Origin of the sequence: Pelomonas sp. Root1217 (assembly GCF_001425705.1) — a bacterium.
Taxonomy (GTDB): domain Bacteria; phylum Pseudomonadota; class Gammaproteobacteria; order Burkholderiales; family Burkholderiaceae_C; genus Pelomonas.
In genome coordinates, this window is record NZ_LMDC01000030.1 from 34,286 (window position 1) to 51,091 (window position 16,806).

The window sequence follows — 16,806 nt, forward strand, 5'->3', positions numbered from 1 at the left end:
CTGGTCAAACAGTTGCGCGGAATCAGTTGTTGAAGCGCGCCAAGGCGCGCGCCTCGGTCTCCTGTGCTTCTCGGCGGTTTCAAAGGGGGAATCCCAAACAGCCGAACAACCAACCGCCAAACGCATCAGACGGCTGGTGCGGGCTGTTCGTTCACTCCCCCTTTGAGTCCCGCCGAGGAGCGCACGGCCTTGAGGCCGCGTGCGCCAGCACGCTTCAAGCTCTGACTCCGCGCAATTGTTTGACCACAGCGGCCCTTGGGCCGCGACGGGAGTTTTGCGCGGGGCCTCAAGGACGGCGCACCGCAGGGGACCCCTCGCTGTGCGAGGGGCGGGCGGTTCGGGGGCGACTTTTTGCCTACTTTTTGGTCGCCCAAAAAGTAGGTCGCCCGCCGGGGCGAACTCCCGGCTGGGCCTCACCAACAACAAACAGCAACCCATCAAGCATCCCCTCGCCTGACGGCTTGCGCGACGGCGATGACCGCCGTCAACGCCAACCCCGGCGCCAGGATGGCGTAGGCCCACCACATAGGCAGGCCCAGGATCATGGTCTGCTCACCGGCCTCGTCCACCGCCGCCGCTCCCATGCCGGTGCGCCAGGCCAGCAACCCCAGCATGACGGCCAGCAGCAGCGCGCCGAAGCGGTCCAGCACGCCATTGACGCGCTCGGGCGCGACCTGGGTAAAGAAGTCCACGATGATGTTGCCGCGCCGCAGCTGGCACCAGGGCAGGCACAGCGCGATCGCCAGCGCGATGCCGATCTGGCTCAGCTCCACATCACCGCGCACGGGGCTGGCAAGCAGGTTGCGCCCGATCACGCTCCACAGCGTCATGCCGGCGACGAGCAGCGCGCAGACGCCGCCCAGCAGCGCAAATACTCCCGCCAGCTTCTCAAGCCATTTCACTTCTTGTACTTGGCCAGCAGCGCCTGGGCTTCGCTCAGCATCTGCTTGCCGGGCAGGCCGCGCTTGTCCATGTCGGCGGCCCAGTCGTCGTAAAGCGGGTGGCTGGCCTTAATCCAGTTGTCCACCTCGGCGGCCGGCACCGTATAGAAGACGTTGCCGCGGTCTACGGCGGGCTTGCGGCCGGGCGCCTGGCTGGCGTCCCAGGTGCGGCCGGCAGCCTGCGAAAGTGCGGCGCCGGAGTTCCTGTCGATGACGGCCTTGAGGTCGGCCGGCAGGCTGTCATAACGCGCCGGATTCATGGCGAGCACGAATACCGCGCTGTACAACGCCGGCCGGCTCGGGTCGGTCTCGGTGTGGAACTTGACCATCTCGTGCAGCTTGACCGACGGGATGACCTCCCAGGGCAGCGCAAAGCCGTCGATGGTGCCCTTGCTGACAGCATCAGCCACGGCCGGCAGCGGCATGCCGACGGGCGACGCACCCAGGCTGCTCAGCAGCTTGTTGGTCTGGCGCGTGGGCGCGCGCAGCTTCAGCCCCTTGAAGTCGGCCAACGTCTTGATCTGCCTGTCACGCGTGTGAAGGTAACCCTCATCATGCGTCGCGAACATCAGCGGCTTGACGGCAGCAAACTCCTTGACGGCGTACTTGCCATAGAAGTCCCAGGCTGCGCGCGACGCCGCCTCGGCGGAGTTCGTCATGAAGGGCAGCTCGAACACCTCCATGATGGGAAAGCGCCCGGCTGTGTAGCCCGGCAGCGTGAAGGCGACGTCGACGACGCCGTCCTTGACCTGGTCGATCAACTGGGCCGGCGTGCCACCCAGCTGCATGGCCGGGTAGACCTGGCATTTCAGGCGGTTGCCGGAGTCCGCCGCGATCTTGTCGCACCAGGGCGCAAGGATCTGTGTCGGCGGCATCGCACCGGGCGGCCAGAAGTGATGCACCTTGAGCGTGATCGGCTCGTTGGCCTGCGCCGCGGTCGCGGCCAGCAGGCCGGCGATGAAGACGATTGCTTTCATGCCCGGTCTCCTTGTTGTGTGCCTTCATCCTAGGGGAAGTGAAAACGCCAAGACCCCCGCACCCACCCTAGGCCGAAAGTAGGCCCACCGGCCTCGTCCTACAGCCAAAGGCCCTGCACTGACATACCGTTGGCAGCAGCTTGCGCTAGGGTTCCACCCCATGTTGACCGACCTTCTCCGCGCCATCCGCGCCCAATCGCTGGCCCTGGCGGCGCCCTTGTCGGACGAGGACGCGCAGCTGCAGTCCATGCCCGATGCCAGCCCCGCCAAATGGCATCTGGCGCACACGACCTGGTTCTTCGAGACGTTGGTGCTGGCGCCGTATCTGCCCGACTACGAAGTCTTCGACGAGCGCTGGCCGCGCCTCTTCAATTCCTACTATGAAAGCCTCGGCCCGCGTCATGCACGGCCGCAACGAGGCTTGCTGAGCCGACCTTCGCTGAACGAAGTCAAGGCCTACCGCGCCCACGTCGACGCCGCGCTGGCTGACCTGCTGCCGCATGCTTCGGCCGACGCCCAATCGTTGATCGAGCTGGGCTGCCAGCACGAGCAGCAGCATCAGGAATTGCTGCTCACCGACATCCTGCACGCCTTCTCCTGCAACCCGCTGCTGCCCGCGTATGACGCGTCAACGCCCCAGAAAGCGACTGCACCGCAGCAAGTCTGGCTGAAGCACGAGGGCGGCATTGTCGACATCGGTCATGGCGCCGATGGCTTTGCCTTCGACAACGAAGGCCCGCGCCACCAGGTCCTGCTTGCGCCTTTCGAGATCAGCAACCGCCTCGTCACCTGCGGCGAGTACGCAGACTTCATCGATGCGGGCGGCTACCGCGAGCCGCTGCTTTGGCTGTCCGACGGCTGGGCCGCGGCACAGGCACAAGGCTGGCAGCGGCCGGCCTACTGGCTGGAGGACGGCAGCGTCTTCGGCCTGCACGGCGTGCAGCCGCTGGACGCCGACGCGCCTGTCATGCAGCTCAGCTTTTACGAGGCTTGCGCCTTTGCCGAATGGGCCGGCGCGCGGCTGCCGACCGAGTTCGAATGGGAGGCGGCATGCGGATTGCCCGGCTTCGCGCTGGCCGCCGATCAGGCCTGGCAATGGACACGCTCCAGCTATGCGCCCTACCCCGGCTTCAAGCCTGCAGCGGGTGCGGTTGGTGAATACAACGGCAAGTTCATGGTGGGGCAGCAGGTGCTGAGAGGCGGCAGCCTCGCAACGCCGCTGGGCCACGCACGACCGAGTTACCGCAATTTTTTCCCGCCGGCCGCGCGTTGGCAGTTCAGTGGAGTGAGGCTCGCAAGATGAAACCAGGAATCGAATGGCGCCAGCCCCGCGCCTCGGCAGACAACGAGCAGTTCGCCGCCGACCTGCATGCGGCGCTCGCCCGCACGCCCAAGGCGATCTCGCCCAAGTACTTCTACGACGAGACCGGCTCCAAGCTGTTCGAGCAGATCTGCGACCTGCCGGAGTACTACCCGACGCGCACCGAACTGTCGCTGCTGCAGACGCATGCGCACGACATGGCCGCGCAGATGGGCGGCCAGGTGCAGCTCGTCGAGTACGGCGCCGGTGCACTGCGCAAGGTGCGGCTGCTGCTGGACGCCATGCCGCGAGACAGCGTGCAGTTCGTGCCGGTGGACATCTCGGGCCCGCATCTGCTGGCGGCGTGTGATGGCCTGGCTGGCGACTACCCCGGCTTGGCCATCCAGCCGCTGGTGGCCGACTTCACGCGCCAGCACACGCTGCCGCCTTGCCCGGCCGGCAGCCGCCGCGTGGGCTTCTTTCCCGGCTCCAGCATCGGCAACTTCACGCCGAGCGAGGCCGACGCCTTCCTGCGCCTGGCTGCGGCCGAGCTGACGGGCGGCGGGCTGCTTATCGGCATCGACCTTGTGAAGGACCACGGCACGCTGCATGCGGCCTACAACGATGCGGCCGGCGTGACGGCGGCCTTCAACATGAACCTGCTGCACCGCGCCCGGCAGGAACTGGGCGCCGAGTTTCCACCGGACGGCTTCGAGCACCTGGCGTTCTACAACCCGGCCTACCGTCGCATCGAGATGCATCTGCGCGCCACCCGGCCGCTGGAGCTGCAGCTGGGCGGCGAGGTCTACAGCTTCCACGAGGGCGAAACGCTGCACACGGAAAACTCACACAAGTACACGGTCGAGGGCTTCCAGGCACTGGCCACGCGGGCGGGGTTCAAGCCGGGCAAGGTTTGGACGGATGAGAACGCATGGTTTGCGGTGCTGTGGCTGGAAGCGGAGAGCGGCGAATAGGCCGACCTGCTACGCGCGTCGCCCACCAAAGCCCGGGCGCTTGCTGTCGTGCTTGACGACGAGGATCCTCACCTCGTCCGCGATCACGCGATAGACGACAGTGTATGGAAAGACGCTCATGGCGAAACCGCGTTGGCCATTTGAGCGTGGCGAGCCGATGTCGGGATGCTCAAGGAGCAGGGCAGCAAGCCGTTTGAACTCCGCAACGAAACGGGCTGCCACGATGGGCGAGCCCTCACGCTCGTAGAAGGCGGCGGCTTCGTGGACGTCTTGCTCTGCGGCCGGATGCAGTGTGACCTTCATCCGGGAAAGCGGGCTTGCAGTCTGGCGACGGCCACATCGACGGGCACGGCGTTGGCGGTGCCGACTTCAAGCTCTTGCTCGCGTTCGTCGGCCAGCTTGTCCCAAGCAGCCTCAACGCCAGCGTCCACGTCCAGGCTGGCGATCAATCGATCCAGCAACTTCGCGCGATCGGCTGGCGATAGTCGCAGTACTTCTGCTTGAAGGGTTTCGAGAGCGGTCGTCATGAGCATCCCCTGGGGCCCGAAGCTTGGGCAGTTCGGGTAGCTTGCCACAACTCCGTTCGGGCACTGCGAACCCGAACGAAGCATGAGGCGGTCGGCGATGCGGTTCACTGCGTTCACCCCGACCTACCGCGCTCGCAGCGAGGATGAAGCGCAACGCGACGCCGGGCCACGTCGGTAGATTTCCACTCGCTAAAGTGGTTATGGATCTTCACTTCCGCTTGCCCAGACTGGGCAGCCCGCCGGATACGATGCTTACGCGACCTATTGCCTTGCTGGTCAGTAATTGCCAGTTGCCCTTAGTCTTCGCCGTCTTCATTCGCCCCGCGCCACCTGCGGTCGTTCTGCTCTTCGACACCGAACGGCCGAAGCCTGCAAGGACTTGCCGAATATCCGGCATATCGGAGACCAGCGCGTGGACTGCCCTCATGGCACTCGGGTCATTGGCCATTGCCAAATTGCACAGGTCGCGAAGCTGCTGCTCGGTGTGTCCAGACTGGCGAATTAGCCTCGCGGTTCGAGGAGAAAGGCGCATTCGCTTGACTCGCTGTTAGATATGCCGGGTCGATCAGTCGCGGTTGGGCAGGGTTTCCCACCCGTGCGTCGGCCGCCGCGGCGATAGGCGAATGTAAGCTCGGTAGGTTGGCGTGAGCGCCGCGAACCTCAACGATGCATGACGCGGCCAACGTTGGGGATCACTGCGTTCACCCCAACCTACTGGAGCCCGGCGACACAGCGTTCTGCCGCGTCAGAACACGGAATCGATTGGCAGCGATCTCAAATCGCCAGCCGCTCCCGCACCCCATCCGCCGCCATGTCCTTGCCCCGCCCGCGCATGACGATCTCGCCACGCTGCATCAACAGGTACTGGTCGGCCAGCTCCTCAGCAAAGTCATAGAACTGCTCGACGAGGACCACCGACAGGCCCTTGTCGTGGGCCAGGTGCTTGATGACGCGGCCGATGTCCTGGATGACGTTGGGCTGGATGCCTTCGGTCGGTTCGTCCAGCAGCAGCACCTTCGGCCCCGGCGCGAGCGCCCGCGCGATGGCGAGCTGCTGCTGCTGGCCGCCGGACAGGTCGCCGCCGCGGCGTGAGCGCATCTTGTCTAGCACGGGGAACAGCTCGAACAGCTCCTTGGGCAACGGCGTGCCGGCGGGCTGGCTGGAGAGGCCCATCTGCAGGTTCTCCATGACCGACAGGCGGCCGAAGATCTCGCGGCCCTGCGGCACGTAGCCGAGGCCGGCGCGCACGCGCTGGTGGGTCTTGAGCTTGTTGATGGGCTCGCCGGCCAGCGTGATGCTGCCGGACGTGACGGGCACGACGCCCATCAGGCTCTTCAACAGCGTCGTCTTGCCGACGCCGTTGCGGCCCAGCACGACAGTGATCTCGCCGGGCTTCAGGTCGAAGCTGAGACCACGCAGGATGTGAGAGCCGCCGTAGTGCTTGTGCAATTCTTGGACGTTGAGGATGTCATCTGCCAAGGTACACCTCGATCACTTTCTCGTCGGACTGCACGGCGGCCATGGTGCCTTCGGCCAGCGTCTTGCCTTCGTGCAGGACCGTCACCGTGCGATGCGCACCCGCCAGCGCCGCGACGAAGTTCATGTCGTGCTCGACAACGACCAGCGAGTGCTTGCCCTCCAGGCTTAGGAAGAGCTCGGCGGTGCGCTCGGTCTCCTCGTCGGTCATGCCGGCGACAGGCTCGTCGAGCAGCAGCAGCTTGGGGTCTTGCGCCAGCAGCATGCCGATCTCCAGCCACTGCTTCTGGCCGTGGCTCAGCAGGCCGGCGACACGTTCACGCTCGTCGGCGAGATGAACCGTCTTCAACAGCTCATCCAGGCGATCACGCTGTTCGCCATTCAGCTTGGCGCGCATTGCAAAGCGCGCGCGGCGATCACCGGCAAGAGCCAACTCCAGGTTTTCCGCGACGGTCAGCGCCTCGAACACCGTGGGCTTCTGGAACTTGCGGCCGATGCCGGCGCGGGCGATCTGCTGCTCGCTCATCAGGCGCAGGTTGAGATTGCTGCCGAAGAAGATGCGACCGCTGTCCGGCCGCGTCTTGCCGGTGAGGCAATCCATGGTCGTCGTCTTGCCGGCGCCGTTGGGGCCGATGACGCAACGCAACTCGCCGACACCGACGGTGAAGCTCAGGCCGCCCAGCGCCTGGAATCCGTCGAAGGCGACCTTGAGGTCTTCGACGTAGAGCGCAACACCTTGGTTGAAAACAGGCTCGCCGGACGTTGCGAAGCGGGTAATGGCACGGGAGCGTGCTTCAGCGCCCGCCTCAAGAAGTTCTGGTGTCATTTCTTGAACCTCCGCGCCAGGCCCATCAGGCCTTGCGGCAGGAACAGCGTCACCGCGATGAAAAGCCCGCCGAGGATATAGAGCCAGCCCTCCGGCCACCAGGCCGTGAAGACCGATTTCGTCCCATTGACGAAGAAGGCGCCTAGCACCGGCCCGATCAGCGTGCCACGCCCGCCGACGGCCGCCCAGATGGCCATCTCGATGCTGGCTGCCGGGCTCATCTCGCCGGGGTTGATGATGCCGACCTGGGGCACATAAAGCATGCCGGCGAGCGCGCACATCACCGCCGAGATGACATAGGCGCTGAGCTTGAAAGCCACCGGGTCATAGCCGAGGAAGCGCACACGCCCTTCGGCGTCGCGGATGGCCTGCAGGATGCGGCCCCAGCGGCTTTGCGTCAGTGCGCGGGCGACGAGATAGCAGACGATCAGCGCGACGCCGCTTGCCACGCACAGGCCGACCTTCATGCCCGGCGTGTTCAGCGGCATGCCGGCGATGCGCTTGAAGTCGGTGAAGCCGTTGTTGCCGCCAAAGCCCGTCTCGTTGCGGAAGAACAGCAGCATGGCGGCCACCGTCAGCGCCTGCGTGATGATGGAGAAATACACGCCCTGGATGCGCGAGCGGAATGCGAAGTAGCCGAACACCGCCGCCAGCAGGCCGGGCACCGCCAAGGCCAGGAAGATCTGCCCGACCAGCGAATCGCTGAGCATCCAGTGCCAGGGCAACGCCTTCCAGTTCAGGAAGACCATGAAGTCTGGCAGGTCCGACTGGTACTGGCCTTCGCGGCCGATCTGGCGCATCAGATACATGCCCATGCCGTAGCCGCCCAGCGCAAAGAACAGGCCGTGGCCCAGCGACAGGATGCCGCCGAAACCCCAGATCAGGTCCAGCGCCAGCGCGCAGATGGCAAAGCACAGGAACTTGCCGAGCAGCCCGACGTAGAACTCGCTGAGGTGCAGCGCGTGGCCAGGCGGGAAGGCCAGGTGCAGCAGCGGCACTAGCAGCATCAGGACCGCCACGGTGATGAGGAGGGGCTTCTTCATTCGACCGACCTGCCCTTCAGTGCGAACAGGCCTTGCGGCTTTTTCTGGATGACGAGCACGAGCAGCATCAGCAGCGCGATCTTGGCGAGCACCGCGCCCTGCCAGCCCTCCAGCAGCTTGGACAGCACGCCCAGGCCCAGGCCCGCGTAGACGGTGCCGGCGAGCTGGCCCACGCCGCCGAGCACCACCACCATGAAGGCGTCGACGATGTAGCTCTGGCCGAGGTCCGGGCCGACGTTGCCGATCTGGCTCAGTGCGCAGCCGGCCAGGCCCGCGATGCCCGAGCCAAGCGCGAACGCCAGTGTGTCGACCTTGGCCGTGTTGACGCCCACGCAGGCCGCCATGCGGCGGTTCTGAGTGACGCCACGCACCATCAGGCCCAGGCGCGTCTTGGCGAGCAGCAGGCCCATCCCGACGAGCACCAACGCGGCGAAACCCAGGATGGCAAGGCGGTTGTAGGGCAGCGTCAGATTGGGCAGCAGCGCCCAGCCGCCGGACAGCCAGGTGGGGTTCTCGACCGCCACGTTCTGCGCGCCGAACAGCGTGCGAACGGCCTGCATCAGCACGAGTGAGATGCCCCAGGTGGCCAGCAGCGTCTCCAGCGGCCGGCCGTAGAGCCAGCGGATCACGGTGCGTTCCATCGCCGCGCCGACCAGGGCCGCGACGATGAAGCTGGCCGGCAGCGCCAGCCACAGGTAGTAGTCGAAGGCCGCGGGCAGCCAGGCGCGAAAGCCTTGCTGCACGCAGTAGGTGGCGTAGGCGCCAACCATCAGCAGCTCGCCGTGCGCCATGTTGATGACGCCCATCAGGCCGTAGGTGATCGCCAGGCCCAGCGCCACCAGCAGCAGCACAGAGCCCAGGCTGAGGCCCGAGAACAGCAGCTGCGCGCGCTCGCCCCAGGCCAGGCGGTCGCCGATGGCGTCGATGGCGCGCTTCATCGCGGCCTTGGCGGCGGCGTCTGTTTCGGTGCCGGCGCGTTCGAGCAGCAGTGCGCGCGTCGCCGGGTCTGCGCTGCCCGCCAGCTCGGTGGCGGCCGCAAGGCGCTGGGCGGCGTCGGTGGACGACAGCTTGGCACCCGCCACCAGCGCGCCCAGTTGGCTGCGCAGGTCCGCGTCGGTCTCGGCCGCCAGCGCACGCTCGTACAGCGGCAGCTTGGCCGCGCTGGCGTCTTCACGCAGCGTCGCCAGCGCCTTGGCTCGCGTATCCCGGTCCTTGGAGAGCAGGGCCAGCCCAGCCAACGCCGAGTCGATCTCGCGGCGCAGGCGGTTGTTCAGCATCGGCTCGTCGCCGTCGGGCGGCGCGGCGCCTTCGGCGGCCACGACCGCTTTGCCCTCGCGCAGCCGCACCCGGCCGTCGAGCAAGGCATGCAGATAGTCCGCCAGCGCAGGGTCGGCCTGGGCCACGGCCTCGTTCAGAGCGGCGACGCGTTCGTCGCCTTCACCCGCCGCAATGCGCGTGAGCAGCTCGGGTGGCAACGCAGCCCAGGCTTGAAGGCCACACAGCGCCAGCAGCCAACCCAAAAGAAGTCGCTTGATCATGAAGGCCCAGCCGAGTCAAAACCAGCGCGGTGCGACAGCACGCGCGCCTCCCCAGCGGGGCGCCGCCCAACCCGGCCTGGCCGGTCGGACGGCGCGCCGCAGCTTCGCTGCGGCTTACTTCGTCGGCTCGTCCTTCTTGCCCTTGTTCTCAGGGATGTACGGGCTCCACGGCTGGGCCTTGACCGGGCCGGGCGTCTTCCACACCACGTTGAACTGGCCGTCACCCTTCACTTCGCCGATGAAGACCGACTTGTGCAGGTGGTGGTTCTTCTCGTCCATCTTGGACGTGATGCCCGACGGCGCCGTGAAGGTCTGGCCGGCCATTGCCGCGATGACCTTGTCGGTGTCGGTGCTGCCGGCCTTCTTGACGGCCTGAGCCCACATGTTGATGCCGATGTAGGTGGCTTCCATCGGGTCGTTGGTCAGCGGCTTGTCCTTGTGTCCGGCAATGCCCTTGGCCTTGGCGTAGTCGCTCCACTTCTTGATGAAGGCGTCGTTGGCGGGCGCCTTGATGGACATGAAGTAGTTCCATGCGGCCAGGTGGCCCTGCAGCGGCTTGGTGTCCACGCCGCGCAGCTCTTCCTCACCCACCGAGAAGGCCACCACCGGCACGTCGGTCGCCTTCAGGCCCTGGTTGCCCAGTTCCTTGTAGAAGGGCACATTGGAGTCGCCGTTGATGGTGGACACCACGGCCGTCTTCTTGCCTTCGGCGGAGAACTTCTTGATCTTGGCAATGATGCTTTGATAGTCCGCGTGGCCGAAGGGGGTGTAGTCCTCCATGATGTCCTCGTCCTTGATGCCCTTGCTGTGCAGGAAGGCGCGGAGGATCTTGTTGGTGGTGCGGGGGTAGACGTAGTCGGTACCCAGCAGCACGAAGCGCTTGGCACCGCCGCCGTCCTTGCTCATCAGGTATTCGACAGCGGGGATGGCCTGCTGGTTGGGCGCGGCACCCGTGTAGAACACGTTCTTGCTCAGTTCCTCGCCCTCGTACTGCACGGGATAGAACAGCAGCGAGTTGGTCTGCTCGAAGACCGGCAGCACCGACTTGCGGCTCACCGAGGTCCAGCAGCCGAACACGACGGCGACCTTGTCCTGCGAGATGAGCTGCTTGGCCTTCTCGGCGAACAGCGGCCAGTTGGAGGCCGGGTCAACCACCACCGGCTCCAGCTTCTTGCCGAGCAGGCCGCCCTTGGCGTTGATCTCGTCGATGGCCATCAGCACCGTGTCCTTCAACACGGTTTCGGAAATGGCCATGGTGCCGGACAGCGAATGCAGCACGCCGACCTTGATGGTGTCGGCAGCAAAGGCGGCGTGGGGGAGCAGGGTGGCAGCGGTGGCCAGTGCAAGAGCGGAACGGCGAAGCATCGGGATTCCTCCGGGTTGGATGTGAGAGGTCGGGTAGCCGGAGGGCATGAGCGCAAGCCCCGTGCCAGCTTCGTGCACTTCGTCACACCCTGCGATGGACCATCGGGCCGCACGTTTACGGCCCATGACAGCCCTGTCACGGTGCGGCTCGCACCGTTGGTGTACTGCAGCATTGGCCAATTGCACGGAAACGGGCCGGCCATGCCCCGATTTGTGGCTTGCGGGTAGACCCTAGCCTGCCAGGCCCCGCAAGACCTGGGACCGGCTGCGGCTGACCATCAGTGCCCGGCCATCCTTCAGTTCGGCGCTGAGCTGGCCGTTGGCCAGGCGCCGGAAACGCGCCACCGCGTCCAGGTTGACGATGCAGCCGCGGTGGATGCGCACCCAGCGCTGCGCGTCCAGCCTCTCCTCCAGCCGCGCCAGGGCCAAATGCAGCAGGTGCTCGGCACCGCCGGTGTGCACGGCCACGTAGTCGCCCACCGCCTCGAAATGGCTGACGTCGCTGACGGCCACCGGCACGATGGCCGCGCCGCTGCGCACGAACAGCCGCGTCAGCGGCCCCCGCTCCAGCAACTCGGCCAGGCGTTCCAGCGCCGGCGGCACGGGCTCGCCAAGGGCTGCCCGCACGCGCTCCAAGGTCGCGTTCAGGCGCTCGGCGCCGAAGGGCTTGAGCAGATAGTCCAGCGCGCCCAGCTCGAAGGCCGTGATCGCATGCTCGGCGTGGGCCGTCGTGAAGATGACGAGCGGCGGCGTGCCGGACTCGGCCAGACGGCGCAGCACCACGGTGCCCAGCAGCCCTGGCATCTGGATGTCCAGGAAGACCAGCTCGGGCTTCAGCCGCTGGATCTCCGCCAGCGCCGCCGGGCCATCGGCCGCTTCGCCCACGCAATGCAGCCAGGGCAGGCCGCGTAGCAGATGGCGCAGGCCGGCACGGGCGACGGGCTCGTCGTCGGCGATCAGGGCGGTGACAGCGGCCGTCATGCTTCGTCCTTCACCGGCAGGCGCAGTTCGGCGCGCAGGCCCCGGCCAGGCGCCGTCTGCACCGTCAGCGAAGCGCTGGCACCGTAGAGCCAGCCCAGTCGCTCGCGCAGCCGGCGCAGGCCGGTGCCGCCCGATTCCAATGCGGCGGGCTCGGCGCCCATGCCGTCATCAACCGCGGCGATGAGCAAGGTCTCGCCTTCGACGCTTGCCGTGACCCGCACCGTCGTCGCCTCCACCCGCGGCGCGGCACCGTGGCGCACCGCGTTCTCCACCAGCGTCTGCAGCGCGAAGCTGGGCAGCAGCTCGTTCAGCGCCGCGTCCTCGAACTCGGTGACGACACGCAGGCGCTCGCCAAAGCGGATGGCCTCGATGTCCAGGTAGAGCTGCACGACGGCCCACTCCTCGCGCAGCGTGACGAACTCGCGCGGATTGTCGAAGCTCGCCCGCAGCAGGGCCGCCAGCTGCTCGGCCGCCCGCGTCGCGCGCTCGGGGTCGAGGGGGATCAGCTGCACCACGGTGTGCAGCGCGTTGAACAGGAAGTGCGGATGCAGCTGGGCGCGCAGCGCTGCCAGCTGGCTGCGCGCCTGCAGGGCTTCGAGCTGCGCATTGCGGGCGGCGGCTCGCTGGGCATAGGCGACGCCGGCGATCATCACGTAGAACCAGACGCCGGTGACGAGGTAGGCCGCGATGCCGGGGCCCACCACCAGCACGATACGGCCGACCGTCAGGCTCTCGACGAGGCTGTTGGCCGTCACCCACGCCACGGCGTACAGGGCGGCGCCGACGGCATGCTTGGCCAGGAAAGCCAGGCGCATCGGATGCGGCCAGGGCAGGCGCCCGGTCACCCGGTGCACGACAAGGCCGAGCACCGCCGCCGTCGCCATCAACCGCAGCGAGTAGTGCAGTGCCTCGTGAATGCCGGCGCCATGCACGGTCATCATCAGCACCGCAAACAGCGCGGCCACCGGCAACCAGCCGATCAGCCATTGCACCCAGATCCAGGCTCTGCCCATTCCCGCTCCGCGACTATCGAGTTGCCTTGCGCGACACGCGCTTGGCGACGATGGTCAGCGTCCCCTCCTCCCAGTTGGCGCCATTGTCCAGCGAGCGGTCCTGGCGCATCTTGAAGCGGTCGGGCGTGATCTCGGTGAAGCGCGTGCGCGTCAGCACCGGCTTGCCTTCGGCGTTCTGGCCGCTGCCCTCCAGCATCATTTCACCGCCCTGCCACTGGCCGTTGCTGCTGCCGAAGCGCGCGCGGTAGACGTCCAGGCCGCTGACCAGCCAGCGCCTGGCCTTGGCGTCGAAGACGCGCAGGCTGTGATTCAGCGACATCGGGTTGCCGGAGGCGTCGACGATGCGCAGCTCGTCATCCACGCCATAGCCGTCGAAGGACTTCCAGGCCTTCCAGCTGCCCACCAGCTTGGGCGCGCCGTGGATCATCGCGGCCAGGCCGCTGACCTTGGGCGCCACCTCCAACTCCCACTGGCCGATGAGGAAGTCGAACTGCGCGGCCTCGGCCGGCACGGCGGCCGCCCCGCCGGGTGCGGCGCCACCGTGCTGGGCGTGGGCGATGCCAGCGAAGGTCAGCGCGAGGGACAGGACAAGGGCTTTCATGGCGTCTCCAGTTGAGGAATGGCGCCAGCATCGCGACGCGCGGGCCGCCTGGCGAGGGCCAAATCGCCGAGTGGCACAACGGTGCCGTCCAACGGTGCGCCAGACGGCCGCCGGCTTCCTACATTGGCCGCCATGGACCCCAACACCTCCCTCATCCGCCTGCGCGGCGTCGGCAAGAGCTACCCGGTTGCGGGCGGCGACTTCCAGGCGCTCGACGCCCTCGATCTCGACATCCACGCCGGCGAGTTCGTCGCCGTGGTCGGCCCGTCGGGCAGTGGCAAGTCGACGCTGCTCAACCTGCTCGCCGGCATCGACCGCGCCGGCAGCGGCGAGCTGCGCATCGCCGGCCAGGACCTGCGCGCGCTGTCCGAGCGCGCCCTGTCGCGCTGGCGTGGCAAGGCCGTCGGCGTCGTCTTCCAGTTCTTCCAGCTGCTGCCCACGCTGACGGCGCTGGAGAACGTCATGCTGCCGATGGACTTCTGCGACCAGTGGCCGGCGGCCGAGCGGCCCGAGCGAGCGCGTGCGCTGCTTGAAAGACTCGGCGTGGCCGACCAGGCGGACAAGTTCCCATCGGCCCTGTCCGGCGGCCAGCAGCAGCGCGTGGCCCTCGCCCGCGCGCTGGCGAATGCGCCGGCGCTGATCCTGGCCGACGAGCCGACGGGCAACCTCGACTCCGCCAACGCCGAGGCCCTGCTGACCCTGCTGGCCGAGCTGGCCCGCGAACAGGGCGTCACCATCGTCATGGTGACGCACGAGGCAGCGGCACTGGGCCAGGTGCGGCGCAGCCTCCGCCTGCGCGACGGTCGCCTCGTCGAGGATCGCCGCCATGCTTAAGGCGCTGAAGAGCTGGCGCGACCTCTGGCAGCACCGCGCGCGCAGCCTGCTCGTCGTGCTCGCCGTCGCCCTCGGCCTGACCGCCGCCGGCACCATCCTGAACGCCTGGACCCTGGTCGAGCGTGCGACCGACGACGGCTACCGCGCCAGTCGGCCGGTGTCGGCCACGCTGGCGCTGGACCGCGCCGACGCACGGGCGCTGGCCATGGCGCAGGCGCAGCCCGGCATCGCCGCCGCGCGGCTGCGGCGCAGCGTGATGGCTGCCGTGCAGGCCAACGGCCGCTCGCGCAATGCCGTCGTCGTCTCGCTGGATGACTTCCGTCGCGAGAACATCGGCCGGCTGCAGCTCGATGCGCCGCCAACCGATGGCGGCCTGTGGATGGAGCGCTCGTCGCTGGACTTCTCTGGCGCCAGCGTCGGCGAACCGGTGTCGCTGCGGCTGGCCGGCGGCGAGACGCAATCCGTCGACATCAGCGGCCTGGTGCGCGACGTCAGCCAGGCACCGGGCTGGATGGAGAACCTGGTCTACCTCTACGGCACGGAGGCCACGCTGACGCGGCTGGGTGCGACGGCCGGCTTCAACGAGCTGCAGGTCCGCATGCGCGACGAGCACGCCACGCGAGCCGACGTCCGCGGCGTCGTCGATACCTTGAAAGCCGCGCTGACCGCCGGCGGCTACGTCGTCAAGAGCGTCGACGTACCCGAGCCCGGCCAACACATCCACGCCGCGCAGATGGACTCGCTGCTGATGACTCAGGGCGCCTTCGGCCTGCTGGCCTTGCTGGCCTGCGGCTTCCTCGTCGTCAACCTCGTCAGCGCCATGCTGGCCGGGCAGACGCGCGAGATCGCCGTCATGAAGGTGCTCGGCGGCTCGCCCCGGCAGATCGGCGCGATGGTGCTGGCGCAGGCCGGCGCGCTCGGCCTGCTGGCCTCTGCCATCGCGCTGCCGACAGCGCTGTGGCTGGGCCGCATCTACGGCGGGCTCAAGGCCGAGCTGCTGAACTTCCCGCTCGACGGCATCGCCACGCCGGCCTGGGGCGTCGTGCTGCAGCTCACGGTGGGTCTGGCACTGCCGCTGGCCGCGGCCGCGCTGCCCGTCCGCGCGGCCCTGCGCCGGCCGGTGGGCGAGGCGCTGCGCGACATCGGCATCACCCGCGAAGGCCAGGCACTGGGCCTGCAGCGCGGCGCGCTGGCTGCGCGCCTCGTGCCGCTGCTCGGTGGCTGGGCGCGGCCGCTGCTGCTGTCCATGGGCAATGCCTTTCGCCGCCGCCAACGCATGGTGCTGACCGTCCTGGCGCTGGCCACCGGCGGCGCGGTGTACCTGGGTGCGGCCAATCTGCGCAGCGCCGTGCGCGGTTCGGTGGACGACTTGTTCAGCGCGCAGCGGTATCAGCTGCAAGTCCGCGTGGCCGTCGCCACATCCGCCTCAAAGCTCGAAGCCATCGCCCTTGATGTGCCCGGCGTCACCGCAGCCGAGGCCTGGCGCGGGCTGCGCACCAGCCTTGGTGCCGAACCGCTGACGCTGCTCGGCGTGCCGTCCACCGGCCGGCTGCTGGCACCGCGGCTGATCGAAGGCCGCTGGCTGGGCGACGGTGCGGCGCAGGAACTCGTCGTCAGCCGCTTGTTGCAGCGGCAGCAGCCCGGGTTGGCAGTCGGCAGCCGCCACCGCATCGCCGAGCGCGACTGGACCGTCGTCGGCCTCGTCGATGCCGGCCCACAAGCCCTGGCCTACACCTCACGCGCCGCGCTGGACGCACTGGCCAGCAACGAGCTGGCGACCAGCCTGGTCCTGAAGCTGGAGCGACCGGACTCGCCGATCGCCCTGCTCGATGCCGTGCAACAACTGCGTGGGGCTCTCACCGAAGCCGGCATCGGCATCGCCGCGAGCCAGTCCCAGGCCGACAACCGCCGCGTCGTCGAGGACCATCTGCTGATGGTCGTGGACTTCCTCGGCGCCATGGGCCTGGTGATGATTGCCGTCGGCGCGATGGGCCTGGCCTCGACGATGGGCCTGGCGGTGCTGGAGCGCCGGCGCGAGATCGGTGTGCTGCGTGCCATCGGTGCGCGCGACGGCGCCATCCTGGCTATGGTTCAGGTCGAAGGGCTGACGCTGGTCGTGCTGGCCTGGCTGGCCTCGCTGCCCCTGGCCCTGCCCATCAGCGCCCTGCTGGAAGTGGCCTTCGGCCGCATCATGTTCAGCGTGCCCTGGCGGCTGGTGCCGAGTGCCGCCACGGCGTTCGGTTGGCTCGGATTGATGGCCCTGATCTCACTGATCGCCTGCGCGCTTCCCGCGCGGCGTGCGCTGCGAATTCCGGCCGCCCAAGCCCTTGCCTACGCCTGAGTCACGGTAAGCCCCAATCGCCATTTGAAGCACTTCTCAAGACAATCGCGGCCTCCCGGCAGGTGGCGA

16 protein-coding genes are annotated in these 16,806 nt (G+C 67.8%); 4 read left to right on the plus strand and 12 right to left on the minus strand.

The annotated features are described in order from the left end of the window. Positions 1-437 precede the first annotated feature (437 nt). Together ASC95_RS27075 and ASC95_RS27080 are read right to left on the minus strand one after the other, a co-directional pair. The gene (locus ASC95_RS27075; protein WP_057300818.1) at positions 438-902 is read right to left on the minus strand and encodes a TRAP transporter small permease; all 465 of its coding nucleotides are present in this window, start codon (positions 900-902) and stop codon (positions 438-440) included. Continuing rightward, positions 899-1,918 (minus strand): TRAP transporter substrate-binding protein, encoded by a 1,020-nt coding sequence (locus ASC95_RS27080; RefSeq protein ID WP_057300819.1) that lies wholly within the window; start codon positions 1,916-1,918, stop codon positions 899-901. Before ASC95_RS27080 ends, ASC95_RS27075 begins: the two co-directional genes overlap by 4 nt. Before the next feature lie 160 nt (positions 1,919-2,078). On the opposite strand from ASC95_RS27080, the gene egtB reads away from it, so the two are divergent. Together egtB and egtD are read left to right on the plus strand one after the other, a co-directional pair. Next, entirely contained in the window at positions 2,079-3,221 is a 1,143-nt protein-coding gene (gene egtB, locus ASC95_RS27085; protein WP_057300820.1) for an ergothioneine biosynthesis protein EgtB, read from the plus strand. Beyond that, positions 3,218-4,192: an L-histidine N(alpha)-methyltransferase gene (egtD, locus tag ASC95_RS27090; protein ID WP_200960217.1), complete on the plus strand. Its 975-nt coding sequence runs from the start codon at positions 3,218-3,220 to the stop codon at positions 4,190-4,192. The genes egtB and egtD overlap by 4 nt, the downstream gene beginning before the upstream one ends. Positions 4,193-4,201: 9 nt before the next feature. Here egtD and ASC95_RS27095 read toward each other — a convergent pair whose 3' ends face one another. The 10 genes from ASC95_RS27095 to ASC95_RS27140 all read right to left on the minus strand — a co-directional run bounded on the left by ASC95_RS27095 (position 4,202) and on the right by ASC95_RS27140 (position 13,562). Next, positions 4,202-4,495: a type II toxin-antitoxin system RelE/ParE family toxin gene (locus ASC95_RS27095; RefSeq protein ID WP_057300821.1), complete on the minus strand. Its 294-nt coding sequence runs from the start codon at positions 4,493-4,495 to the stop codon at positions 4,202-4,204. Beyond that, on the minus strand, positions 4,492-4,719 hold the full coding sequence (locus ASC95_RS27100) for an addiction module protein (protein WP_057301090.1): 228 nt from the start codon (positions 4,717-4,719) through the stop codon (positions 4,492-4,494). Before ASC95_RS27100 ends, ASC95_RS27095 begins: the two co-directional genes overlap by 4 nt. A 774-nt stretch (positions 4,720-5,493) precedes the next feature. Continuing rightward, positions 5,494-6,186, minus strand: coding sequence for an urea ABC transporter ATP-binding subunit UrtE (urtE, locus tag ASC95_RS27105; RefSeq protein ID WP_057301091.1), 693 nt, complete (start codon positions 6,184-6,186; stop codon positions 5,494-5,496). 1 nt (position 6,187) lies between these two features. Continuing rightward, a complete protein-coding gene (urtD, locus tag ASC95_RS27110) occupies positions 6,188-7,021 on the minus strand; it encodes an urea ABC transporter ATP-binding protein UrtD (protein WP_057300822.1) in 834 nt (277 codons plus the stop codon). Further along, the gene (gene urtC / locus ASC95_RS27115) at positions 7,018-8,064 is read right to left on the minus strand and encodes an urea ABC transporter permease subunit UrtC (protein WP_057300823.1); all 1,047 of its coding nucleotides are present in this window, start codon (positions 8,062-8,064) and stop codon (positions 7,018-7,020) included. The genes urtD and urtC overlap by 4 nt, the downstream gene beginning before the upstream one ends. Then, on the minus strand, positions 8,061-9,602 hold the full coding sequence (gene urtB, locus ASC95_RS27120) for an urea ABC transporter permease subunit UrtB (RefSeq protein WP_057300824.1): 1,542 nt from the start codon (positions 9,600-9,602) through the stop codon (positions 8,061-8,063). The genes urtC and urtB overlap by 4 nt, the downstream gene beginning before the upstream one ends. 114 nt (positions 9,603-9,716) lie before the next feature. Beyond that, entirely contained in the window at positions 9,717-10,967 is a 1,251-nt protein-coding gene (urtA, locus tag ASC95_RS27125; RefSeq protein ID WP_057300825.1) for an urea ABC transporter substrate-binding protein, read from the minus strand. A gap of 231 nt (positions 10,968-11,198) precedes the next feature. Continuing rightward, positions 11,199-11,948 carry a LytTR family DNA-binding domain-containing protein gene (locus tag ASC95_RS27130; protein ID WP_057300826.1) on the minus strand — a complete coding sequence of 250 codons (750 nt, stop codon included), beginning with the start codon at positions 11,946-11,948 and terminating at the stop codon, positions 11,199-11,201. Beyond that, positions 11,945-12,961: a sensor histidine kinase gene (locus ASC95_RS27135; protein ID WP_057300827.1), complete on the minus strand. Its 1,017-nt coding sequence runs from the start codon at positions 12,959-12,961 to the stop codon at positions 11,945-11,947. The genes ASC95_RS27130 and ASC95_RS27135 overlap by 4 nt, the downstream gene beginning before the upstream one ends. A 13-nt stretch (positions 12,962-12,974) precedes the next feature. Then, positions 12,975-13,562 carry a hypothetical protein gene (locus ASC95_RS27140; protein ID WP_057300828.1) on the minus strand — a complete coding sequence of 196 codons (588 nt, stop codon included), beginning with the start codon at positions 13,560-13,562 and terminating at the stop codon, positions 12,975-12,977. 132 nt (positions 13,563-13,694) lie between these two features. Here ASC95_RS27140 and ASC95_RS27145 point away from each other — a divergent pair, with 132 nt between their 5' ends. After that, entirely contained in the window at positions 13,695-14,396 is a 702-nt protein-coding gene (locus tag ASC95_RS27145; protein WP_057300829.1) for an ABC transporter ATP-binding protein, read from the plus strand. Then, positions 14,389-16,737 (plus strand): FtsX-like permease family protein, encoded by a 2,349-nt coding sequence (locus tag ASC95_RS27150; protein WP_057300830.1) that lies wholly within the window; start codon positions 14,389-14,391, stop codon positions 16,735-16,737. The genes ASC95_RS27145 and ASC95_RS27150 overlap by 8 nt, the downstream gene beginning before the upstream one ends. Positions 16,738-16,806: the final 69 nt, after the last annotated feature.